Below are 23,899 nucleotides of genomic sequence, written 5' to 3'. Positions count from 1 at the left end.
TCCTTTTTTGTGTGACCATTGTATTACAAGATGATGTCAGAGGTCACTGAAATTGTAATAGGGGAATGGAGGACTTTCTGGTATAATAAAGATTGCCTTCACAGTGTTCCATCAGAAAGGGGATTTAGATGAAATCAAAACGAGTGACCTATGGCTTATGCGGGGTCTACATATCCTATCTGATTTGGATTATTCTCTTTAAGATGCATCCGCTGGAAACGCTTCTTCATGCCAGTCAAACGGCTTATGGCAGTTTAAATACAACCTTATTTGCTGGGACAGCCATTATTGACGGGCATCTCGATTATCAAGAATTGCTATTGAATATTCTCATTTTCATTCCACTGGGAATTTATGTGAAGCTGCTTTGGGAGCGAATGAATGATTTCTTAGCGGTCGGTCTTGTCATCGGGACGAGTCTGCTTTTTGAAGGAATTCAGTATATTTTTTCTATTGGGGTGGCAGACATTACAGATGTGGCCACGAATAGTCTAGGAGGCATTCTGGGGCTTATCCTGTGGTATTTTCTAAAAGCCTGGTGGAAGAAAGAGACGCTATACCGGTTAAATTGGATTGGAACGATGGGGACCGTCTGCTTCATAGCGTGGATTCACACTCATTGATTTCAAGATTGAATGAGGAATTATGGATTTAAAAGAAGAAATCAAGCGGATTGCAAGGGAAGTCGGGATTTCAAAAATTGGCTTTACGACAGCAGATGATTTTGATTATCTCGAAAAATCCTTGCGAGCAGCCCAAGAAGAAGGGCGCTCGTCAGGCTTTGAACATAAAAATATCGAAGAACGGATTCGGCCACGCTTGAGTCTTGCTTCGGCAAAAACCATTATATCGATTGCGGTCGCCTATCCCAACCGCCTACCCCAACAACCCCAGAAAACGAGCTATCGTCGAGGCCGTGTGACACCAAATTCTTGGGGCTTAGACTACCATTACATTATGCAGGATAAGCTGGAACGTCTAGCTCGTGAAATTGAGAAGTTGACGGCTGATTTTGAGTACAAGGGAATGGTGGATACCGGTGTCTTGGTCGATACAGCTGTGGCGAGAAGGGCAGGGATTGGTTTTATCGGTAAAAATGGCTTGGTGATTTCCAAAGAATATGGTTCCTATATGTTTTTAGGGGAGCTAGTGACCAACTTGGAGATAGAGCCAGACCAGCCAGTCGACTATGGTTGTGGGGATTGCAATCGCTGTGTCGTGGCTTGTCCGACCGATGCTTTGTTGGGGGATTCTACCATGAATGCCAGACGGTGTCTCTCCTTTCAAACCCAGGATAAGGGGATGATGGACCTAGAGTTTCGAAAGAAAATCAAAACAGTCATCTATGGATGTGATATCTGCCAAATTGCCTGTCCTTATAATAAAGGGATTTCCAATCCACCCGTGGTCGAGATTGATCCGGAATTGGCCCAGCCAGAGTTAATCCCTTTTTTGGAATTATCAAATGGGCAATTCAAGCAAAAATTTGGTCAGATTGCCATGTCTTGGCGCGGAAAGAATATCTTACAACGAAATGCCATCATCGCTTTAGCCAATGCCCATGACCGTTCAGCGGTTCCAAAATTACTTGAAATTATTGATAAAATGCAAAATCCGATTCATGTAGCGACAGCTATTTGGGCCTTAGGACAGATTGAGAAAAAGCCTAACGAGGAGTTGATTGCTTTTATCGAAAATATCCAATCCCAAGATGAGATGATTATAGAAGAGCAGGCTGCATTTTTGAAATTGGTCAAATCATCACACGTATGATATAATGAAATTTAGTATTTAGAATGAGGTAACTATGGATACAGCAGAAATAAGACAAACGATTGAAACTTTGTCATCCAAATTGGACTCGTTCAGGGGGTCTCTTTGACTTAGACGGTCTTGAAGAAGAAATTGCCCTGGTCGAAAATGAGATGACGCATCCTGATTTTTGGAATGATAATCTAGAGGCTCAGAAAACATCTCAAAAACTGAATGAATTAAAGGAAACCTATACCAATTTCCAACGAATGTTAGATCTTTATGATGAGGCTGAAATTTTACTGGAATTCTTGGCAGAGGATGAATCTGTGCGGGATGAACTTGTAGAGAAGCTCGAAGATTTAGATCAACGGATGACCGCTTATGAAATGACCTTGCTCTTGTCCGAGCCGTATGACCACAACAATGCGATATTAGAGATTCATCCAGGTTCTGGTGGTACTGAAGCTCAAGATTGGGGCGAGATGCTTATGCGCATGTACATTCGTTTTGGGAATGCGCACGGTTTTCAAGTGGAAACACTGGATTACCAAGCAGGTGATGAAGCAGGGATTAAGTCTGTGACCTTGAGTTTTACAGGTCCTAATGCTTACGGTCTGCTAAAGTCTGAGATGGGTGTTCATCGATTAGTGCGGATTTCGCCATTTGATTCGGCCAAACGGCGTCATACATCGTTCACTTCAGTGGAAGTGATGCCCGAACTGGATGATTCCATTGAAGTCGAGATTCGTGATGACGAAGTCAAGATGGATACCTTCCGGTCTGGAGGTGCAGGTGGACAAAATGTCAACAAGGTTTCTACGGGGGTCCGCTTGACCCACATTCCGACAGGGATTGTCACGCAATCTACCGTTGACCGGACACAATATGGCAATAGAGACCGTGCCATGAAACTCCTCCAAGCCAAGCTCTACCAACTGGAACAAGAGAAAAAGGCAGAAGAAGTCAATTCTCTAAAAGGGGATAAAAAGGAAATTACATGGGGGAGCCAAATCCGATCCTATGTCTTCACCCCTTATACCATGGTCAAGGATCACCGGACCAATTTTGAAGTGAGTCAGGTAGATAAAGTGATGGATGGAGACTTGGACGGTTTTATCGACGCCTATTTGAAATGGCGGATTAATTAAGTGAAAGGAATGTCTTAGACAGAAAATTCTATGGGAATTATTGAAATGAAGAACGTTTCCAAAAAGTATGGAAACGGGACAACGGCCCTCCGAGGGGTTTCCGTGTCTGTGGAACCAGGGGAATTTGCCTATATTGTGGGTCCATCTGGCGCCGGGAAATCCACTTTTATTAAGTTGCTCTACCGAGAAGAGTCTATTGATAAAGGAAGCCTTAAAATTGGGCGGTTTGACCTAGCAAATATCAAGAAAAAGGAAGTCCCTTTGCTTCGTCGTAGTGTCGGCGTGGTCTTTCAGGACTATAAACTCTTGCCAAGAAAGACAGTATTTGAAAATATTTCATATGCGATGGAAGTCATTGGTGAGCGACCAAGGACGATTAAAAAACGGGTTATGGAAGTTCTGGATTTGGTTGGATTGAAGCACAAGATTCGCTCTTTCCCCAATGAACTATCTGGTGGAGAACAGCAACGGATTGCAATTGCACGGGCTATCGCGAATAACCCTCAAGTCTTGATTGCAGATGAGCCAACAGGGAATTTGGACCCAGAAAATTCTTGGGAAATTATGAACCTTTTGGAACGGATTAACCTTCAAGGGACAACTGTTCTAATGGCCACTCATAATAGCCAAATCGTGAATACTCTCCGTCACCGGGTGATTGCGATTGAAGATGGTCGCTTGGTACGAGACGAAGCAGAAGGAGAGTACGGATACGATGATTAGACGATTTTTTAAACATTTTATTGAATCATTAAAGAGCTTAAAACGGAACGGATGGATGACCGTTGCTGCGATTTCTTCCGTGACCGTGACGCTGACCTTGGTGGGTATTTTTGGTTCAGTGATCGTGAATACAACAAAACTAGCCTCCGATTTAGAAAAGAATGTCCGAATCGTGGCTTATATGAAACTGAGTGTTCATGACCAAGAACAACAAATTCAAGATGATAAAGGCAATATGGTCAACAACGATCAATATCAAGCTGTTTACCGTCAATTGATGAGTATGGACCAAGTCAAATCGGCGACCTTCTCCTCTAGGCAAGAACAGTTGGACGAACTAACAGAGCGAATGGGCGATACCTGGTCTATGTTCAGGAATGATTCCAATCCGCTCTATGATGCCTATATTATCGATGCTAAGACACCTAGTGCGGTAAAGGATTTGACAAATGCGATCAAAGGGTTAGATAGTATCGAAAAGGTGCAAGATGGTGAGGACGCGACAGCAAGAGTCTTTGCTTTTGCGAATATGATTCGAGTTTGGGGACTAGCAGGAACTGGTTTGTTGCTCCTGATGGCGGTCTTCTTGATCTCAAATACGATTCGGATTACCATTATTTCTCGGAGTCGTGAAATTCAAATCATGCGCTTGGTGGGTGCTAAAAACTCCTACATCCGAGGGCCATTCTTACTAGAAGGGGCATGGGTTGGCTTTTTAGGAGCCTTGATTCCAGCAGGGATTGTTTATTTCCTTTATGTGGTCGCTTATCGCAACTTTAATCCAGCCTTGGCCCAACAAAGTCTTTCCTTGATACCTGTTCGTTGGTTTGTGACGGTAATGGGTGGAGGCATTCTCATATTGGGGATCCTCATTGGAGCCTTAGGAGCCTCTCTCTCTATGAGACGGTACTTGAAAGTTTAAGACTGATTTAGAGTGCTGCTACATTAAAAAAGCAACCCAAGCGGGTTGTCTCAACTTAAAGATAAAGTCCTTAGAAGTGATGATTCTAAGGGCTTTTTTTGAAAAGTCGTATCACAATTTTGATGTTTAAAAGTTCTAAATAGGGGATAAGCTTGGATTTACTTTTGCATATTGAAGCCTTAAAAATGAGTGTAAGTGGATGGCGAAATCCCTTTTATTTTGCTTAAAAAGTGATTTTTGTCTGGAATATCGGAGGATCAAGCAAATAATAGCAAAAAGACAAAGGCCAAAAGGGACGTTTGTCTTCATTCAGAACATCTTCTCTCGTTTTTAGAAGGGACCTTTTAATGAAACTTAGTCTTTATTTCTATCAGTAATATAAAAGTAGCTTAGAAAAAAGAAAACATCCATAAATATTGAAGTGTAGTAGTTTAGACGTAGGTTAAATATATATTCTACCAATCAATTTAAAGCACACGATACAATGACAGTGAAAAGTATAAAGATCAATCGTTTCATCATTAGCCTATTACCCTTCGAAATTTATACGACCATTATTTGGATATTTATCATGTGAATCCCAATATTTTGCTAGATGGTAACCAGGAGAGTTCAGATTTAAAGCGAAATCTAATCCTTTTTCTGAAATAAACCCTCCTAACAATCCGTAGCGTGCTAAGACTTGTTTTAACTTTTTCTTTGCTTCATGTTTGCCTACTTTTGAGATAGAAGATGCAATACTAGTGATTCCCGCTCCTAGCAAAGTTCCAACCGCTACATCTATGACAGCTCCCATTTGGTCTACTGTTACGCCACGCCACAAGGCAGGAAATGAAGTCCCTGTTTTAGGGATCGAATAATCACCTTGCAATTGTCGTCTTAGAGTTTCTCTACTAAACGCTTCTGACACAGTGATATGATTCTTCTTAAGTAGACATGGTAAATAACCAAAATCTACTTAAGAGGTATTTTTATGTCTAGTAGAGGAAGAGTCAAGGAAGCAGGATGAAAACCTTACTCAATAGTCGGCTTAATTGTTACCTCTCCCCTTCAAGCTTTTACTTCCGATAAAGACCAACAGATAACTCGCAATCCCTGAAAGATGCAATAGCGTTGAGATCCATCCAGTGATTAGTGGTAAGAGCATGAGACCAGATAGAAAAATTAAGAATAGATAAAGCCATTTTACGGTGCGTGATAATTCTTTCCACACGTTTGGCAGGAGCATAATCCCTCCGGTCACAAAGGCATAGCCGACGGCAGAGATCCCTGTTGCCTGAATGTCCTGCCCGCGTGTTAAGAAGTGAAAAACGATGGAGGAGAGGACTGTCGCCGTTACAAAAACGATTAAGACTTGTATGGAGCCTCTTTTTCTTTCAAGCAGTCCACCGAAGGGAAGGATCATGAGTCCGTTTAAAATCAAATGGACCCATAAAAACCAGACTGGGGCTCCTTTACTACCGTGCATCAGGGTCCCACTGACATATTGCCAACCATACACCGGCTTCGAATGAAAAGCTAGTAGGTCATACATAGCCTCCCCATAAAAGGAAGTCAATAGACCGAGCAACAAACAGAATAGAGCTAAAGTACTGATAACAGGGTAGGTTTTTATCATCGTTTTCATTTTAAAACTTCTTTTCTATAAATAAATCAATAGTCTGAGTATACTTTCATTATACCATCCCTTAATCGAAAATAAAATCACTTTTAAAAAGCGCTCCTAGTTTCATTAAACAACTCCAACCTCTAACTCCCATTTCACGCCCAGCTACAGAAACAGAGCTGTTAGACAAGAAAATGCCAGTAGATATAATTGAAGATGAAAATCCAAATCGGTTTCCAAAAAGTGAGAAAATTGCTAAAGGCATGTAAGAAGATGGGCAACCGGATATCTTTAATTTTCTTATAGACAGCTGCGAAGAAAAGTTCTGAACAGAAATAAAGAGAAAAGGTTACAGAGTCCCGATATTGATGAATCAGATGAAAGGTCAAGAAGAATCCATGGTTATCAATCCGCAAAAAATCTGTTTGAGCTAAATCAAACAGCTTGAAAAGCACTCACTTAATCAGAGGAATATCTTTGTTGCACTTGACTTGACAATTGGGGACTTCCTAAAATTAGTATTGTAGAAAAGAAAGCTAGGATAAAGGGACAGACTGACTCTCTAAAAAATCGAGGATGAGATGGTAGGTACGGTCTTGTTGCTCCATCAGGGTGATAAGGGCTTTCCCGTCGCCTTTCTGAGGACCGTAAAGTCCAAATCCAGCATGGTTTCCACCTTCGATTATCTGATAGGAGGTGGATTTTGGGAGACGATTTTTAGCTTCCTTATACTTACTTTGACGGAGCACTTTGTCCTCGCTAGCGGTAATGGATAGGACCCGGATCTTTTCTTGGGACAAGTCAGTATCGTCACTCGGATAAGAGGCCAGAAGGATCAGGCCTTGGACAGCAGGATTCGTTTTTGCTGCTGTGGCACTCATTGTCCCACCTAGGGAGTGACCGGCTAAAAAGACACGTGTCAAGTTTTTTTCTTGAATCAGAGATTGAGCAGCATTCTGGTTCAGGATGGGCAAGTTGAACAGTGCTTTAAGGAGGTAGACATCATAGCCTTTTTGACTCAGCTCCTCCGCTAAGAAACTATAGGCTTGAACTTCCACCAGGGCTCCTCCTTGAAAAAGAATGGTTCCTTTGTCTTCTTTTCCATCGAAGAAGATGTAGTGGTTGTCTTCTGTCACATTAGCAGAATGGTATTCTTCCATAGATCGACTATTTGCAGGATATTGGAGTGACTTGAGCCAAAGTAAAAAGATGAAAAAGCTAATCAAGAAGAGGTTGAATCCTATCCAAAACCAGCTTTTTTTTGTCTTCCTTTTTCTAAAAGAAGGGGTTGAACGTTTTTTCATGACCGATAGTGGTATCTCCTCCATGTCCAGGATAAACCCGATAGTGGTTGGGTAGGGTGAAGAGCTGCTGACGAATGCTTCTTAAGAGCTGATCTTGGTTTCCGGTAGGGAGGTCACTGCGACCAATCGTTTCACGAAAGAGGGCATCTCCGCTAAAGACAACTTCTTCTGATGGAAAGATGACCGAGACACCTCCGATGGAGTGTCCTGGTGTTGGCACTACTTGAAACGTAAAGTCATCGATCGTGTAGGGGGTATCATATTGGTAGAAGTGTTCTGCAGGACGGCAAATGACATCCTCCAGATCGTCATGTCGGGGGAGACCTGAAAGATTGTCAATTGGCTGATAGAGCCAGGCTGCCTCTGCTTCTGCTACGTAGACTGGTGGTCGATGAAAAGTTTCTCTCAAACGCTCCAGACTCAGGATATGATCGTAATGTGTGTGGGTCAATAAAATAGCCGAGATAGGCTTTTCCAAAATAAGGAGTTGGCGTTTGATGGACTCCCAGTCACTCCCTGGGTCGATGACTAAGAGGGACTGTTCCTTTTCAAGAATATAGGTATTTTCATAAGCAATAGGGTTGATTTGTTTATACAGGTTCATGGGCAATCTCCTTTTCCTAATAAGTGTAGCAAAAAATGGAGACTTTAGCATGTCTGGACTTGTCATGAAGCGTGATGATTTGATCGGTGAGGACTGTTTTTTGCTTGTTGAGAGATCCAATTAAAAAAATGAAGGGAGCCGTCGGCACAAATAGTGAAGCCCCTATATGGAAACGAGGATAAAAAGAAGTAAAACCGTTTATTCTTTGCAGAAAGTATATTATAATGAATCGGTACGGCTCTTTTTATCGGACAGACGATGAAGAAGATAGTAGAAAGAAATCAGCTGATGTTCAGATATCAGCACAGCACATGAAAATGATATCAAATACGATGAGAGAAAACAATCAGGCTCCACGATACGCAGTTGTGGATTTGGAAGCAACGGGTGCTGGGAGCAATGCAAAAATTATTCAAATCGGGATTGTCCTGGTTCAAAATGGGGAAATTTTGGAGCGATATGAAACGGACGTCAATCCCCATACTCGCTTGGACCATCATATTAAGACCCTAACAGGAATTTCTAATCAGCAGTTACAGAAGGCTCCTAGTTTTGAGCAGGTTGCGCCCAAAATTGCAAGATTGCTGGAAGATACGATCTTTGTGGCTCACAATGTCAAATTTGACGCCAATTTATTAGCAGAAGCTTTATTTTTTGAAGGATATGAGTTGCGCAATCCTCGGGTAGACACCGTAGAATTGGCCCAAGTGTTTTTTCCGACCTTGGATCGGTACGGTCTCGGAAATCTCACCCATCATCTCGGAATTCCCTTGAAACAAGCGCACACAGCAATTGCAGATGCAGAAGCTACAGCAGAGCTCTTAATCCGAATCCAAGAGAAAATCCGTACCCTTCCAAAAGGGACGGTCGCCCAACTATTAGAATATGCGGATCACCTAATTTATGAAACACGCTTTGTCATTGAGGATGTTTATGCGAGCATGCCAGATTTGCCACTTTCAGAGGCATTTGAACAGGCGCATGGTCTAGTGTTCAAAAGACCGCATCGATCCAAACAGGAACGCCACTTTTCAAAACAGTTTTCTCATAATATGGCCCTTTTGGGCTTAGAAGAGCGTCCTGCACAAGCACGCTTTGTTTCCTACTTGGAAGGCCATCTGGAAGATCAATGTCCCTACTTTTTGGAGGCTCAGTCAGGGATTGGAAAGACTTTTGCCTATCTCTTGACCCTACTGGCTCATAAACCTCAACAGCAAGTGGTGGTGACGGTCCCTACAAAGCTCCTACAAGATCAGATTATGGGGAAAGAAGCAAAGCGGATTCATCACGTTTTTCAGACCTCTTTTCACAGTTTAAAAGGACCGGGAAACTATCTAAAACTCAGTCGATTTTACGATAGCCTACTTGAAGTAGATGAAAATCCTCATGTTAATCGGTATAAGATGCAACTCTTGGTTTGGTTGCTGGAGACGGAGACAGGGGATTTAGATGAGATTCGGCAACAACAACGATTTCAGACCTATTTTTCCCGCATCTGTCATGATGGAAAACTCTTGGAGAGTGATCTCTTTAGGGAACAGGATTTTTGGTATCGGTCTTATCAAAAGGCCAAAACTTGTCGAGTCCTGGTGACCAATCATGCCTATTTTTTGACAAGAGTAGAGGATGATCCTGATTTTATTTCCGGAAAAGTCCTGCTGATAGATGAGGCCCAGCAACTGTTTCTAAATCTAGAAGCTTTTTCTCATCGGCAGGTTTCGCTTAGTCGCATCTTGCGTGAAGTCGCGAGCTTGTTGTCTAAAGAGACGGATTTGGTACAGAAGCGATTACTTGAGAGTCTACAATATGGTGCCAACCAGCTCTTACTGGATTGGAAACAACATCGTGCAGATCTGGATGAAAATTTGTTGGAACAAGTGAAGCAGGATCTGAAAGAACTAAAACAAGATTCTGTACTGTTGTCGGAATTGGCAGAGACCCTTTCCTCCCATTTTGAGGAGTACTGGATTCGTTCTCAAAAACACGGAGACCAGCAAGACTATGTTCTTTTTTCCTCAAGGTTAGACTTTTTGGACTTTTCTTCGTTTTTACCAGAAGATTGTCAAGTTTTTGCGATCAGTGCCACCTTACAAATTAGTAAAAAAGTAAACGTCGCGCAGGTCCTTGGATTTCGTGACTTCCAATTTGACCGCGTTCAATCGGACTTTAAGCCTCAGCAGGTGGTCTATGTGGGGCAAGATTTACCAGCTATTCCGGCTCTTTCTGATGATGAGTATGCCTATCTGATTGCAGAAAACATACGGTCCGTCTCCGATTTGTGCGTGCCTATTCTCGTTTTGTTCAATGCGAATACAACTTTAGAGGCCACCTCGGATTATCTTCAACAATGGGGGATAGATCACCTCGCTCAAAGGGAGGACGTCAGCCAGGATAAGCTAAAACGGCGTTTTGAAGCAGGCGAAAGTCAGATTTTACTGGGGTCAGGAGCTTTCTGGGAAGGAGTGGATTTGGCCGAATTACAAAAACTTATTCTCGTCGTGACCCGGATCCCATTTTCGAATCCCAATGACATTTTTACGAAGAAAATCAACCGCTTTTTCTGGGGTCGACAACTCAACCCTTTTTATGAGTACACACTTCCGACAGCTATACTGAAGCTGAAGCAAGCCTTGGGACGTAGTATGAGGAAGGAAAAACAGGTTTCAGCCGTCTTTCTTTTGGACAATCGTCCGTTAAGAAAACGCTACGGGAAACAAATTATGGATAGCATTGCAGAAGAACGTCCTGTTCTTCCAATGAGGACAAGAGAGATTCCGGAGAGTGTTCGTGAATTTTTTGAGCAACATCCTTAAAAGTAGGAACGCCATCGCATTTCTCTTGGGAGGGAATGGTATTTTTAGTAAAAATATGTTATAATTTTCCTTATATATAGCAAAAAGAGGAATAAATATGAATGAACAAACCTTGGTATTTAAGGTTGGGACTAGTTCGATTACCCAAGAAAATGGCATGATTGATCGGATAAAGATAGCCCGAATTACCAATCAACTAGCCCAACTGCACCAAGCAGGTCATCGCATTATCTTGGTGACCTCAGGATCGATTGCCGCAGGTTTTCGACGCTTGGGATTTGAGAAACGTCCGAGCAAGATTCCCGAAAAGCAAGCAGCTGCAGCCGTTGGTCAAGGGCTTCTAATCGAGGAATACACTAAAAATCTCATGATGGATGGCATTGTAGCAGCACAGGTTCTCTTGACCCAGGATGATTTTGCGGACGAAAGACGCTATCAGAATGCTTCCCAGACCCTGCAGGTTCTGCTTCACCAGCGGGCGATTCCAATCATCAACGAAAATGACACCATCGCCATTGATGAAATAAAGGTCGGGGATAATGATACCCTCTCTGCTCAAGTCGCTTCCTTAGTGAAGGCAGACCTCTTAGTCCTCTTAACAGATGTAGATGGCCTCTATACAGCAAATCCAAAAACTGATCCCAACGCCCAACATTTGGATCAAGTGGAAACGATTGGTCCAGAGCTTTATGAAATGGCTGCTGGAGCAGGATCGGCTAATGCGACAGGTGGGATGACCACCAAATTAAGAGCCGCTAGCATTGCGACCAAGTCAGGAGTCCCTGTCTTTATCTGTTCTTCGCAAGAGGATACCTCCCTCCTAGCAGCAGTTCAGCAGGAGAATCGCGGGACTTTGTTTGTGGCAGATAAGCATGCGATGAATCAAAAGAAACAATGGATGGCCTTTTATGCTCGGACACAAGCCTATGTCCTAATAGACGATGGGGCTTTGCAAGCCTTACGATTTCAAGGAGGAAGTCTTCTTGCAGCAGGTGTTACAAACGTCTTTGGCGAATTTGAGGCTGGAGATATCATAGAAGTATACAGTAAAGGGAAAGAGCACTTAATAGGAAAAGGACGAACTCGTATGTCTTCTGATCAACTGCAAGTACGCTTGCAGGAGATGACCGAAGGAATATTGATCCATCGAAATGATTGGGTGAGTGTAGAAGGATAAAGATGAAAACAACACATGAATTGCTGGATCGTTTGGTAGAACATCGATTTGCGATTAACCAAGCGAGTACAGAGAAAAAAACGAAGCTTTGGCTTTCATGGCGGATCAATTAGAAGCAGATCTAGACCTTATTTTGGAGGCTAACCAGAAAGATCTCAAAGAGGCTGAAGATCAGATTTCTAAAGTGATGTTGGATCGCTTAGCCTTGACCAAAGAGCGTGTCTTAGCCATGGCTGAAGGGGTTCGTAGCTTGATCCAACTAGAGGATCCGGTTGGGAGAATTCTTGAGGAAGTTCGGCTTGAAAATGGTCTCTTGTTGCAAAAACGAGCTGTTCCATTTGGTCTCATCGCCATGATTTATGAGAGCCGTCCCAATGTCACCTCAGATGCGGCAGCACTCGCCATCAAAAGTGGAAATGCGGTCATTTTAAGAAGTGGAAAAGAGGCCTTTCGATCGGCCAAGAGTATTGTCACTTCCTTGAAAAAAGGGCTGGAAAAGTCAGGTATCGATCCAAGAGTATTGGAACTTGTGGAAGATGTCTCGCGTCAATCTGCTCAGGACTTGATGACTGCAAAAGGGAAAGTTGATTTGCTCATTCCGCGAGGTGGAGCTGGGTTGATCCAAGCAGTGGTTCAAAATGCTACTGTGCCAGTCATTGAAACGGGGACGGGGATTTGCCATATTTATGTAGATGCTGCTTCAGATATGGATAAGGCTCTAGCGATCATCAATAATGCCAAGACGAGTCGTCCTTCCGTCTGTAATGCGGCCGAGGTGCTTCTGGTGCATAAAGATCAGGCGGCTACCTTGCTCCCAAGGCTAGAGCAGGCCCTTGATCATCTAGTAGAATTTCGAGCGGATCAAAAAGCCCTCTCTTTTTTCTCAGAGGCAGTAGTTGCTGAGGAGAGTGATTTTTCGACCGAGTTTTTAGATTACATTCTAGCAGTAAAGGTCGTAGAGAGTTTGGAGGAAGCCATCACACATATCAATCGTCATTCAACCGGGCACAGTGAGGCCATCGTGACAGAGGATGAGGAGCGAGCGGAACGTTTTGTATCCTTTGTGGACTCCTCAGCGGTTTATGTCAATGCTTCCACTCGGTTTACCGACGGGGGAGAGTTCGGCTTGGGCTGTGAGCTAGGGATTTCGACGCAAAAGATGCATGCGCGTGGGCCCATGGGATTAAAGGAAATGACTACCTATAAATACATCATTCGCGGGAATGGACAGATTCGAAAGTAGGCACAGATGAAAATTGGATTTATTGGTTTAGGAAATATGGGAGGAGCAGTTGCACGATCCGTTGCAGCGCTTGGAGAACATGATCTTTTGTTGAGTCATCATAACCTTGTAAAGGCAGAGAGCCTGCAGAAGGAAATCGGCGGAAAGATTACTTCCAATGATCACATTGTATCGCAAGCTGATGTGGTATTCTGGGGGATTAAACCCCAACTGTTGGATCAAGTGCTTTCAAGCTTCGTAGGGAAGGAGAAGCCAGGAGCCCTTTGGATCTCCATGCTAGCGGGTGTATCCTTGGATCAACTCGGACGCTATCATGCTCAGCAACATTGGGTTCGGATGATGCCCAATACGCCAGTAGCTATCGGAGCGGGCATGACCAGTTATACTTGTGAAACGACAGATGTTGCCTCCCTCTTTGAGGACTTGATGAAACAGTCAGGGCGACTTATGCGCCTGCCAGAAGGACTACTGGATGTTGCAACAGCTATTGCAGGATGTGGCCCAGCCTTTGTCTTTGAATTTATTGAGGCACTTTCCTTGGCTGGGCTGGAGCAAGGGCTTCGTAAGGAGGATGCGACCCTCTTAGCTGTCCAAACCTTATCAGGGGCTAGCCAATTGGCACTAAACAGCGATGAAACACCTTCTCAGTTACGAGACCAAGTGACTTCACCGGGCGGATCGACCATCGCTGGAGTGGTAGAGATGAAGGAAGCTGGTTTTCAATCAGCAATCATCCGAGGCGTCAAAAAAGCCCTGCAACGAACACAGGAGCTTGGAAATAAGGAATAAAAAACTGAAAAGTTTAGATTGAAAATAGGAATCAGTCTTTTTGAAGCGGGGTGAGCCCGCTTTTAATTTTTTTCTGATAGAAGCCCATTTTTTTGATGGCAGGGACATCCATGAGTCGTCCTTTCTGTTGATGGATGAAGTCAATAAAGGCCGTAGGAATCTCTGATAACGGGGATCGTTGACTGAAGCTTTGCCAGGCAAAGATGAGCTTTTTGGTTGTTTTTCCAAAGTGTTTACTTAAAATCTCTTCTTTACTCTTATAATTTCGATAAAAGGCATTGCGGGAGACACCCGCTGTACGAACCAGCTCAGCAATCGAAATCTTTTGTAATTCTTTTCGTTGTAGCAAGTATAAGAGAGCAGTTTCTAAGGCTTCTTTGGTTAAGGAATTCGCTTCTTGATTGGATTTGGTCAGGTTTCGAAGTGAATTTGATGAAATCTTTCTTTGCATGTTTCCGATCCTTTCTCCAAAGTGTTACAGCCGAAAGTAGAACTGAGTCAAACGCCAGCTCGCATGATATAATTGTACTGAATAATAATTTGAATGTCAAATAAAAAAAGAGAAAGAAAGCTATGAAAACAGGCTTATAAAAGGTAAGGGAATGACAAAGTGGAAAATTGTTGTGGATTCAGGTTGTGATTTGCCTCAGCTAGAAGAAAGGTCAGCCGAGCTTGCGTTTGTCAGGGTCCCCCTGACGATTACAGTGGCTGATCAAGTTTTTGTAGATTCAGAAGACTTGGATATCGATCAGATGATGGCCGCGATGGCAGCATCAAAAGAGGCGGCTCAATCAGCTTGTCCTAGCCCTCAAGCTTATCGAGAAGCTTATGAAGATGCAGAAAATATCCTTGTGTTGACCATTACAGGCGGTTTATCAGGCTCCTTCAATGCAGCTAGAGTCGCAAGGGAGATGTTGTTAGAAGACAAGCCAGAAGTCAATATCTACCTCCTGGACACCCTATCAGCCGGTGGGGAAATAGACCTCTTGGTCTTGGAAGCCGCACGATTAATCCAGGAAGTGGGAGAGTTTGAAGGGGTGGTAGAAGGAATTCGCGATTACCAAAGCCATACCAAACTTTTGTTTGTTCTCTCCAAAATTGATAATTTAGTCAAAAATGGTCGCGTTAGTAAGCTCCTAGGTCATATGGTAGGTCTCCTAAATATCCGGATGGTGGGAGAAGCAAGTGATGAAGGCAAATTGGAACTCCTGCATCGACCACGTGGACATAAGAAATCACTCCAGGCAGTCCAAACAGAGCTTGAAAAAAATGGGTATCAGGGCGGTCGGATGGTCCTTGCCCATCGGAAAAACGATAAATTCTGTCAGGATCTAATCGCCCAGATTCAAAAAGAATACCCCCAAGCAGATATTCGTGTCCTTCCGACTTCGGGTCTTTGTTCCTTTTATGGGGAAGAAGGTGGAATCCTTCTAGGATATGAATGTTAGTTGGATCAAAAGATTGATGGTGATTGCATCAGTCTTTTTTTGTGGCTCTAAGATGACAAGCCGCTTTGTCAGGATGTGTTTTGCCAAAGAGGGGGATTCAGTACTTACGTTTTTCTTGTCAAAAGCGAAAATTAGGCGTACAATGAGAAGATGTGCTCAAACGAGCTTTTTTGAAGACAAAAGATAGAATAAGAGGGTTGGTTATGTCAGTCATACGACGGTTAGCTTGGTTCTTCAAGTTAGAAAGAAAACGCTATTTAATAGGGATTTTTGCACTCATTTTGGTGAGTGTTTTTAATCTGATCCCACCACGGATCATTGGGACTGTCATTGATCAGATTGATGCCAAACGCCTTTCCTCCCCCTCTTTGTTTTGGAATATCCTTCAACTGGTGGGAGCGGGTCTTGCGATGTATGGTCTGCGTTTTCTATGGCGTCGCTATATTTTTGGAACGGCTAACCACCTGGCGCAACTGTTACGTTTTCGCTTGTTTGATCATTTTACCAAAATGTCCCTGTCCTTTTTCCAAACCTTTCGTACGGGGGATTTGATGGCCCATGCTACCAATGATATTAATGCCGTGACCATGTATGCTGGAGGTGGGGTCATGTCGGCTGTGGATGCATCCATCACTGCGATTGTCACTTTGTTGACCATGTTTTGGATGATTGACTGGCGACTCACCTTAGTGGCTGTTTCACCTTTGCCTTTCTTGACCTTGGCAACAAACCTTGTAGGATCACGCAATCATCACGCTTTCAAGGCTTCCCAAGAAGCTTTTTCTGATTTAAATAACGCCGTCCAAGAGTCAGTATCAGGGATTCGCGTGACCAAATCTTTCGGCTATCAAGGAGAGGAAATTCAGCAATTTTCAAAGACCAATCAGATGGTTTTTGAGAAAAATATGACAGCTGCTCGCTACAATGCTTTGTTTGATCCAGCCACGCTGGTATTTATCGGACTGTCCTATATCTTGACCCTCTTTTTGGGAGGCTATTTGATTCAAAAGGGGGAACTTTCTGTTGGGCAACTGGTGACTTTTATGACCTACCTAAACATGTTGGTTTGGCCCTTGCAGGCGATTGGTTTTCTTTTTAATGTCAGTCAACGAGCTAGTATCTCCTATGATCGAATTGAGCAACTCTTGGCTCACGAATCGGATATTGCAGAGCTAGAAAGTCCTTTAACAACGATTGAAAATGGGGATATTTCTTACGAACTGGAAAAATTTTCTTATGAGGGGGCAGATGGCCCGACTAGCTTGGAAGACATCCGGTTTTACCTGAAAAAAGGTCAAACCTTGGGGATTGTGGGGCCGACAGGTAGTGGAAAGACGACGCTCTTACGCTTGATCATGAGAGAGCAAGATATCCAGAAGGGCCATATCTTGCTGAACGGTCAGGATATCCGGCATTATTCTCTCTCCGATCTGAGGTCCTTGATGGGGTATGTACCTCAGGACCAGGTCTTATTTGCCCTGTCTATTCGGGATAATATCCGTTTTGCCAATCCCCAGTTGACAGATGAAGAAATGTTGCAGATTACTCAGGCTTGTGGCATTTATGAAGACATTCTAGCGATGTCAGATGGGTTTGATACAATGATCGGTGAGCGAGGTGTGTCTCTGTCAGGTGGGCAAAAACAACGGATAGCAATCTGTCGTGCCTTAGCGATGCACCCAGCAATCTTACTCTTGGACGACTCCTTATCGGCAGTGGATGCTAAAACAGAGCACCATATCCTGGAACACTTAAAGAGCAGTCGTAGAGGACAGACAACCCTGATCGTTGCCCATCGTTTATCAGCTGTGGTACATGCGGATATGATCTTAGTTTTGGAAGAAGGGCGAATCAAAGAAAAAGGAACCCATCAAGAATTAATGGCGCTTAAAGGCTGGTATTACCAAACGTATCAATCGCAACAGTTGCATCAACAGATCTCTAAAGATTTGGAAGGAGGTGTTTCATGAACTCGAACCAACAGAGTGACTTTTCGGTCATCAAACGCTTAGGAAGGTATATGTGGCGATATAAAGGGATGACGCTACTCGCATTTCTCTTTGTTTTTGCCAGCAGCCTGTTATTGACAGCTATTCCCTTGGCTGCACGCTGGTTTATTGATCAATTTCTTGGTACGGAATCTCAAACAAGCCTTGGAATGAAGACAGGGCAGTTTTTACTCTTCTATTATGGTATTTTTCTTTTACGTGTTCTCACCACCTACTTGGGACAATTGAGCTTTGCCTATGTTTCAAATTCCATTGTCAGAGATTTGCGGACGGATATTTTTTCGCATATCCAATCATTGGGAATGTCGTTTTATGACCAAACACCAGCTGGTTCTATCGTTTCGCGGGTGACCAATGATACGCAAGCGGTAGCGGATATGTTTAGTACGGTATTTTCTAGTTTTATTTCCTCTATGATTCTATTTTTGGTGACCTTGACGACCATGTTTCAGTTGGATGGGCAATTAACGATTTGGATTCTCCCCTTTCTCCCCTTGATTTGGCTCTTCATTACTCTCTATCGTCGCTTGTCCAATCAGCTCATTCATATGACGCGAGCGACCCTTTCGGATATCAATGTCAAACTTTCCGAATCCATAGAAGGGATGCGGATTGTGCAGGCTTTTCGGCAGGAAAAGCGATTGATAGATGAATTTGAACAGATCAATCAAAAGCATCTATACTATGCGAATCGATCCGTAGATGTTAATTCGATCTTGTTGCGCCCGGCGATGTCTCTCTTACAGGTTTTAGCGTATGCAGTCATTTTGACCTTTTTCGGACTAAACTGGAAAAACACTGGTTTTACCGCTGGCTTGGTTTACGCTTTTATCCAGTACATCAATCAGCTCTTCAATCCGCTTATAGATGTGACACAAAATTTTGCGACCTTACAGACATCGATGATTGCGGCATCTAGAGTCTTTCAGATGATGGATCGCAAGGATTATGAACCTCAGCAAGTCGGACAGATAGAACAGATCGATCAAGGGAATATTTCCTTTGAGCATGTTTCTTTTTCCTATGATGGAAAGCAGGATGTCTTGAAAAACATCAGTTTCCAGGTGAAGAAGGGAGAAATGATCGCCTTTGTCGGCCATACTGGATCAGGAAAGTCTTCTATAATCAATTTGATTATGCGATTCTACGAGTTTGATCGGGGGAACATCTGGATTGATGGGCAGAATATCAAAGCCTATCGTCCAGCTACTCTCCGTAAAAATATTGGCTTGGTGCTACAAGAGCCTTTTCTGTATCATGGAACGGTGGAATCCAATATCAGGATGTATCAAGAACAACTCTCTCGTAAGGAGGTCGAAGAAGCAGCCCAGTTTGTCGATGCATCGGACTTTATTGAACAACTTCCAGATGGCTATGACCAAGTGGTGACAGAGCGTGGGACCACCTTTTCAGCAGGGCAACGTCAGCTATTGGCTTTTGCACGAACCATCGCCTCCCAACCCAAAATTTTAATCCTAGATGAAGCGACAGCCAATATTGATTCTGAAACAGAGGAAGTGATTCAAACTTCCCTAAAGAAGATGCGTCAAGGACGCACCACCATTGCGATTGCACACAGACTATCGACCATCCAAGATGCAGATTGTATTTATGTATTGGACAAGGGACGAATTATTGAATCAGGGACGCACGAGGACTTGCTTTCCTTGAAGGGGACCTATTTCAACATGTATCAATTGCAAGCAGGGATGCTGACGAATGAAAAAAACAGGGCCTAAGGCTCTGTTTTTTGATGGCACTGTTTCCAAAAATCTTGAACTTCCTGGAAACCTGAAAAGAGTAAATAGCAGTAAGCTTGTCCTTCAATAACCTTGGAGACACTGCGATGATGCTTCTGTTCAGCTGTCAGCTCTTGTCTCAGAAATGGGAGTAAGATCCCTTGTTGCGTCATCTGATAAGAGCCAAGAGGGAGAAACTTTTCCATATTCCGTTTCGTCTGTTCCTGATCGGTGTGGAAGCGATCTTTTAGAAGTTTTGTATTCTTTGCAAACATACCATTGTCGATATAAAGTGAAAGAGCTTTTTGCATAATGAGGTTGGTATCGTAGTCCATGAGTCCTTTTAGCTGGAGAAAAGCAGAGACAAGTTCAGATGGAAGAACGACACAGCCGATCCGTAAAGCAGGAAAGAGAGTTGTGGTAAAAGACTTGATGTAGATGACTCGATGGTTCGGATCCTGGTAATAGAGGGGAAGACTGGAGCTGGGAGCAAAGTCCGCAAGATAGTCATCTTCGATGAGGTAAACCTGGTATTTCTCAGCTAGTCTCAGGATAGCCATTGCCTGGTCTTTTCTGTAGCTGGTCCCTAAAGGATTGTGTAATCGAGGAATGGTGTAAAAAAATTTGAAGTGGCCTGACGCAAATAAGCGCTCTAACTCTTCTAGATCGATTCCATCTATGGTTCTTTCGATAGTTGCGTAGGGCTGGCCCTGAGAGCTAGCTAGCTCTTCCATTCGATGGTAACTTGGTTTCTCCATCAGAATGCCTTGGCCAGGAGTTGGAAAGGACATTTGACTTAAGATATACAAGGCTTGCTGACTTCCAGCTGTAATGACCAGTTGCTCCTTTTTGGAGTAGACAGAGTAATCCATGAGCAAGGTGTGGACAGAGTTTATGAGCTCTTCTAGTCCTTCCTGCCTATGATAGTAGTTAAAAAGATAGCGCTCCCGTCCAACCAAACTTTCATTGACACAGGTCCTAAAATCTTCATAGGGGAGCTCCTCAAAAAAATAAGAATCAAAGGAAACCGTTTGGTCTTGAAAGCTGGGATCTTCTAAGACATAGTAGCCACTCTTTTCTACCGAATAGACCAAGTGTTGATAGCGAAGTTCTTGGAGGGCCTTGATGGCCGTATCTTTGCTACAGTTGTATTTCTCACTCAATTTGCGGATGGAAGGGAGTTTTTGGCCACGTTCCAGAGTGCCATTTTCAATTTTTTCTTTCAAATCCTGAATGATCTCTTCGTATTTTTTCATGTGCCTATCTCCCTCTACCGAATCATGTTTATTGTATCGTAAAAAGAAGAAGGAAACAACAAGAGAAACGAGGGTCTCTCTTTAAAAATGACTTGTTTGTAAGAAAAAGGGCGTCACTGCGCGATCATGGCGATGTAAGGTAGATAAATCCGGAGATCCGGGTCCCTTTTGTGACTAGATAAAAAACGCCTTGTATCTGAGGGCTCTTAGATACAAGGCATATCACATTTTATGGAAGCATGTAAAACACGATCGCCAAATATTGCAAGAAGCTGGCTAGCATAATGAAAAGATGCCAAATCATGTGGAAATAGGGGCGTTTAAAAGAGTATATGACAGCCCCAACTGTATAAGCTAAGCCACCCGCGAGCATGAGAAGCCAAAATGTAGGCCCTGTCTGCTGGATGATCGCAGGCAGGATGAAGAGGACCAACCAACCCATGATGAGATAGAGCGCCAAACTAAACTTTTCATTGACTTTGGGGGAAAATATCTTGTACAAGATTCCATAAAGGGTCGTTCCCCATTGGAGAGCTAAGATGAGGTAGCCCAACCAATTATTCATAATAGATAAGAGGACCGGAGTATAGCTACCTGCAATCGCGATATAAATCATCGAATGATCGATTATGCGAAGAACGTACTTATGGGTTGACTGGTAATCCATAGCATGATAAATCGAAGATGAAAGGAACATCAGAAAGAGCGCAATTACAAAGATGGAAACGCCGATGGACTGGATCGGGCCATTGACTTCATAGCTGTAAACGGCAGAAAATGGCAATAAAAGCAACATCAGCGCTGCCCCGACAGCATGCGTCACACTATTAGCAACTTCTTCTCCAAAGCTTAATTTTTTTGAGAGTTTTAGCGGATTAGACATGGTCAACCTCCTGTTGCGGACTGGGAATTAAGGCAAGGGTTTCGTGAAAGGCTTGAATAGTCTGACAGGCCTTTTGAATAATCGGCGCAATCTGATGGACAGCCCCTTCGTTATAGTAGCTGACAAAATGGTTATAACTTTCTTTAGCTCCTTCTGATTGGCTCATTTCTTGAATCACTTGGATAATATCTGCAATGGCAAATACTGGTTTACAGATTGATAAGATAATGAGACGGGCTAAGTGCTCTTGTCCGTATTTCTTCTTAATAGGCTTTGGTAGATAGCCATGCTTGACGTAGTTATTAATCATGGCTGGGGTTAATCCCTTGTCTCGTTTGGAATCTGTGAGAGTATGTTGGTTCACATAAAGCAATACCTGGTCCAGATAGAGTTCAATCGTAGGGAGTTCCTCCCAACGGGGTAAAGAATGCATGATAGAAACCTCGTAACAACTAGTAATAATAACTAGATAATATCATAACTATAATCAAATAGCAAATTTAAGGGCAGATTCGAAGAGCTATGATATACTAAGGGCATGAAAGTTTTAATTCCAAATGCAAAAGAATTACGGACCCAGCAAGATGTCTCTCCCTTTCCAGTGCTAGGCGAGCGGGAGCAGAAAGTCTTAGGAGCCATACGAACGCTAGAGATGTCCGAATTAGCGGACAAATATGGTATGACAGTGGAACGTGTCCAGTTGGAATGGGACCGATGGATGCGTATCGATGAGCGAGATGCCAAAGGCTATCCTGCTATTGACTTGTATGATGGTCTCATGTATCGGCATATGTTGCGATCCCAGCTGCAGGATGAAGAACGTCAGTATTTAGAACAGCATTGTTTGATTGCGACAGCCTTTTATGGATTGGTACGTCCTTATCAACTGATTTCCCCCCATCGGCTTGATTTTCAGGTACCTCTGATCGTTGAGGGGGCTTCTTTGAAACAGTTTTGGCGGGAAAGTTATGATCAGACAGTGTCTGACGAGAACTTACTCATTTCCTTTCTCTCTTCTGAGTTTGAAGCTGTCTTTTCTCCTGACATCCAACGTCGGATGGTCAAAGTCCTCTTTAAGGAAGAACGGGATGGGAAGCTTAAGGTCCACTCAACCATTTCCAAAAAGGGGAGAGGACGCTACTTAGCAGCCATGGCTCAAGAGAAAGTTCACACGATTGAAGCCTTAAAAAAGGTTTCGGTTGATGGTTTTGCTTTTAGAGAGAGTCTTTCCAGTGAAAAAGAACTGGTGTTTGTCAGAAAAATAAAGGAATAGAAATAAAAAAACCATTACTCCATACGCACATCCTCCCCAAGGCAAGACAGAAGTGTCGCTTTTAGGGTGGGAAGTATATGAAGTAGTGGTTTTTCTAGTTAACGGAACTTACGATTTCTTCCATGGTTTCTTTTAGGATTTTCATCGTAGAAGGACTGGTTTCAAATCGAAGAATCATCAGCGTGGTGCCTTTTTGACCAATATAGTAAGTAAAGGCAGTATTGGTTTCCTCATTTGTCGCTGTATAGAGGACTTGATAGTAGTTCTGACCTGCTAAAGATACTTGAGATAAGGAGGGTTCTCCCTCTCCTAGTTGGTTCATGAGGCTCTCTGCATTGGCATAGAGTTCCCCTTCAGCACCTGTTCCTTCAGCAGTAATAACGGTAAACGCAATCGTTTGGTCTTTCGAGAGATAGACCCGTTGATGGTCAGAGGATTGGTCGGTCTGTTCAGTCCAGTCTGTCGGGATCTTTGTTTTCAAATCAGTTCCTGGGAGAGTGATTTCTTGAGACAATTGGTAAGAAAGAGAGATGGCGTGATCCGTCCAAGAAGCACGAGCCTGTTTTAAAATGGTTTCTGCACGGTTCACATTCCCTTCAACAGGAGTTTTCGCAACAATTCCCTTGTAATATTCCCCGTCTTGATAGTAAAAAATGGATAAATCGTAGCTATTTTTGGCATCCTTGATTTGCTTTGTAAGACCGATTCCTTTTTTATCATCAAGGGTGATTTCTTTTAAATCATCCTTGTGGAGGCTGTTGGAAAAAATAGATTGTTGTAGTGATTTCCAGGCGAGATCTTTGATTGAAAGGGTGAAGTCCATTTTAGAAAAGCGATTGGCGGCCAAGTAGGTCGTACCATCACTGGAGACTAAGGTCATACCATTTTGAGCGCCATTTGACGCATCGGATAGTTGATCTGGGCCGGTGATGCTGAAAGAGCCACTTGCGCTGGTATATACCTGTCCACTATTTACGACGCTTTGGTTAGAAGGAGTTGAGGATGAGGTATTCTTGGATGGTTGGCAAGCCGTCAGACAACAGACACTTGAGACGAGCAGTAATGAGGTTAAAAAAGGTTTCATGGTCATTCTCCATAAGGGATAAAGTCTTGTATAAGAAAGCTTTTGAGTTAGATGGGACTTGGAAAGAGCAAGAAGAGGGATTCGATAGGCCTGATACGATGAATCCAACAGGCCAATGAGGCT

The 23,899-nt window shown here is 43.2% G+C and carries 21 protein-coding genes and 2 pseudogenes; 13 read left to right on the top strand and 10 right to left on the bottom strand.

From position 1 onward, the window contains the following. The first annotated feature begins 128 nt into the window (after positions 1–128). The 5 genes from STRDD13_RS03125 to ftsX all read left to right on the top strand — a co-directional run bounded on the left by STRDD13_RS03125 (position 129) and on the right by ftsX (position 4,548). Positions 129–623, top strand: a complete 495-nt coding sequence (locus STRDD13_RS03125; RefSeq protein WP_067101744.1) for a VanZ family protein — start codon at positions 129–131, stop codon at positions 621–623. Between the two features lie 22 nt (positions 624–645). Further along, complete coding sequence (queG, locus tag STRDD13_RS03120) at positions 646–1,773, top strand: tRNA epoxyqueuosine(34) reductase QueG (protein WP_067101741.1); 1,128 nt, start codon at positions 646–648, stop codon at positions 1,771–1,773. A 34-nt stretch (positions 1,774–1,807) separates the two neighbouring features. Beyond that, positions 1,808–2,903, top strand: a protein-coding gene (gene prfB, locus STRDD13_RS03115) for a peptide chain release factor 2 (protein ID WP_156471236.1) whose coding sequence is annotated in 2 segments (ribosomal slippage) — positions 1,808–1,879 and positions 1,881–2,903 — 1,095 coding nt in all. Because the reading frame shifts where the segments join, the coding sequence is not laid out codon by codon here. Between the two features lie 30 nt (positions 2,904–2,933). After that, on the top strand, positions 2,934–3,626 hold the full coding sequence (ftsE, locus tag STRDD13_RS03110; protein WP_067101738.1) for a cell division ATP-binding protein FtsE: 693 nt from the start codon (positions 2,934–2,936) through the stop codon (positions 3,624–3,626). Continuing rightward, a complete protein-coding gene (gene ftsX / locus STRDD13_RS03105; RefSeq protein WP_067101736.1) occupies positions 3,619–4,548 on the top strand; it encodes a permease-like cell division protein FtsX in 930 nt (309 codons plus the stop codon). The genes ftsE and ftsX overlap by 8 nt, the downstream gene beginning before the upstream one ends. 529 nt (positions 4,549–5,077) lie before the next feature. On the opposite strand, the gene STRDD13_RS03100 is transcribed toward ftsX, so the two are convergent. The 5 genes from STRDD13_RS03100 to STRDD13_RS03080 form a co-directional block, all read right to left on the bottom strand. Next, positions 5,078–5,458, bottom strand: coding sequence for a hypothetical protein (locus tag STRDD13_RS03100; RefSeq protein WP_156471235.1), 381 nt, complete (start codon positions 5,456–5,458; stop codon positions 5,078–5,080). Positions 5,459–5,578: 120 nt separating this feature from the next. After that, on the bottom strand, positions 5,579–6,175 hold the full coding sequence (locus tag STRDD13_RS03095; RefSeq protein WP_067101730.1) for a rhomboid family intramembrane serine protease: 597 nt from the start codon (positions 6,173–6,175) through the stop codon (positions 5,579–5,581). 161 nt (positions 6,176–6,336) lie between these two features. Beyond that, positions 6,337–6,609 (bottom strand): CPBP family glutamic-type intramembrane protease, encoded by a 273-nt coding sequence (locus tag STRDD13_RS08885; protein ID WP_067101727.1) that lies wholly within the window; start codon positions 6,607–6,609, stop codon positions 6,337–6,339. A gap of 81 nt (positions 6,610–6,690) precedes the next feature. Then, positions 6,691–7,314, bottom strand: coding sequence for an alpha/beta hydrolase (locus STRDD13_RS03085; RefSeq protein ID WP_197457145.1), 624 nt, complete (start codon positions 7,312–7,314; stop codon positions 6,691–6,693). Positions 7,315–7,429: 115 nt separating this feature from the next. Further along, positions 7,430–8,062, bottom strand: a complete 633-nt coding sequence (locus STRDD13_RS03080; RefSeq protein ID WP_067101721.1) for an MBL fold metallo-hydrolase — start codon at positions 8,060–8,062, stop codon at positions 7,430–7,432. 224 nt (positions 8,063–8,286) lie between these two features. On the opposite strand from STRDD13_RS03080, the gene STRDD13_RS03075 reads away from it, so the two are divergent. The 4 genes and pseudogenes from STRDD13_RS03075 to proC all read left to right on the top strand — a co-directional run bounded on the left by STRDD13_RS03075 (position 8,287) and on the right by proC (position 14,084). Beyond that, positions 8,287–10,875, top strand: coding sequence for a bifunctional DnaQ family exonuclease/ATP-dependent helicase (locus tag STRDD13_RS03075; RefSeq protein WP_231852550.1), 2,589 nt, complete (start codon positions 8,287–8,289; stop codon positions 10,873–10,875). A gap of 97 nt (positions 10,876–10,972) precedes the next feature. Next, a complete protein-coding gene (proB, locus tag STRDD13_RS03070) occupies positions 10,973–12,052 on the top strand; it encodes a glutamate 5-kinase (RefSeq protein ID WP_067101719.1) in 1,080 nt (359 codons plus the stop codon). A gap of 2 nt (positions 12,053–12,054) precedes the next feature. Beyond that, positions 12,055–13,295: pseudogene (locus STRDD13_RS03065) on the top strand (glutamate-5-semialdehyde dehydrogenase). Positions 13,296–13,301: 6 nt separating this feature from the next. Further along, the gene (gene proC / locus STRDD13_RS03060) at positions 13,302–14,084 is read left to right on the top strand and encodes a pyrroline-5-carboxylate reductase (protein WP_067101717.1); all 783 of its coding nucleotides are present in this window, start codon (positions 13,302–13,304) and stop codon (positions 14,082–14,084) included. 231 nt (positions 14,085–14,315) lie between these two features. Here the strand turns inward: proC and STRDD13_RS08880 are convergent. After that, positions 14,316–14,535, bottom strand: a pseudogene (locus STRDD13_RS08880) (TetR/AcrR family transcriptional regulator); the annotation flags it as partial. 151 nt (positions 14,536–14,686) lie between these two features. Between STRDD13_RS08880 and STRDD13_RS03050 the strand changes: the two are divergent. From STRDD13_RS03050 to STRDD13_RS03040, 3 genes are all read left to right on the top strand, one after another. Further along, entirely contained in the window at positions 14,687–15,532 is an 846-nt protein-coding gene (locus STRDD13_RS03050; protein WP_067101711.1) for a DegV family protein, read from the top strand. A 203-nt stretch (positions 15,533–15,735) separates the two neighbouring features. After that, complete coding sequence (locus STRDD13_RS03045; protein ID WP_067101709.1) at positions 15,736–17,502, top strand: ABC transporter ATP-binding protein; 1,767 nt, start codon at positions 15,736–15,738, stop codon at positions 17,500–17,502. Continuing rightward, positions 17,499–19,280, top strand: coding sequence for an ABC transporter ATP-binding protein (locus tag STRDD13_RS03040; RefSeq protein WP_067101706.1), 1,782 nt, complete (start codon positions 17,499–17,501; stop codon positions 19,278–19,280). Before STRDD13_RS03045 ends, STRDD13_RS03040 begins: the two co-directional genes overlap by 4 nt. Here the strand turns inward: STRDD13_RS03040 and STRDD13_RS03035 are convergent. From STRDD13_RS03035 to STRDD13_RS03025, 3 genes are all read right to left on the bottom strand, one after another. Next, the gene (locus tag STRDD13_RS03035; protein WP_067101703.1) at positions 19,277–20,536 is read right to left on the bottom strand and encodes an aminotransferase-like domain-containing protein; all 1,260 of its coding nucleotides are present in this window, start codon (positions 20,534–20,536) and stop codon (positions 19,277–19,279) included. The genes STRDD13_RS03040 and STRDD13_RS03035 overlap by 4 nt on opposite strands. Positions 20,537–20,765: 229 nt before the next feature. Next, positions 20,766–21,419: a PAQR family membrane homeostasis protein TrhA gene (gene trhA / locus STRDD13_RS03030; RefSeq protein ID WP_067101700.1), complete on the bottom strand. Its 654-nt coding sequence runs from the start codon at positions 21,417–21,419 to the stop codon at positions 20,766–20,768. Then, entirely contained in the window at positions 21,412–21,852 is a 441-nt protein-coding gene (locus tag STRDD13_RS03025) for a DUF1836 domain-containing protein (protein WP_067101693.1), read from the bottom strand. Before STRDD13_RS03025 ends, trhA begins: the two co-directional genes overlap by 8 nt. Before the next feature lie 105 nt (positions 21,853–21,957). On the opposite strand from STRDD13_RS03025, the gene yaaA reads away from it, so the two are divergent. After that, positions 21,958–22,692, top strand: a complete 735-nt coding sequence (gene yaaA, locus STRDD13_RS03020; RefSeq protein ID WP_067101691.1) for a peroxide stress protein YaaA — start codon at positions 21,958–21,960, stop codon at positions 22,690–22,692. Between the two features lie 94 nt (positions 22,693–22,786). Here yaaA and STRDD13_RS03015 read toward each other — a convergent pair whose 3' ends face one another. Next, positions 22,787–23,776: a hypothetical protein gene (locus tag STRDD13_RS03015; RefSeq protein WP_156471233.1), complete on the bottom strand. Its 990-nt coding sequence runs from the start codon at positions 23,774–23,776 to the stop codon at positions 22,787–22,789. Positions 23,777–23,899 lie beyond the last annotated feature (123 nt).

It is taken from the genome of Streptococcus sp. DD13 (assembly GCF_001578875.1).
GTDB lineage: Bacteria > Bacillota > Bacilli > Lactobacillales > Streptococcaceae > Streptococcus.
Note: the sequence above shows the minus strand (reverse complement) of the source record. Positions and strands in the feature narration are given on the sequence as shown.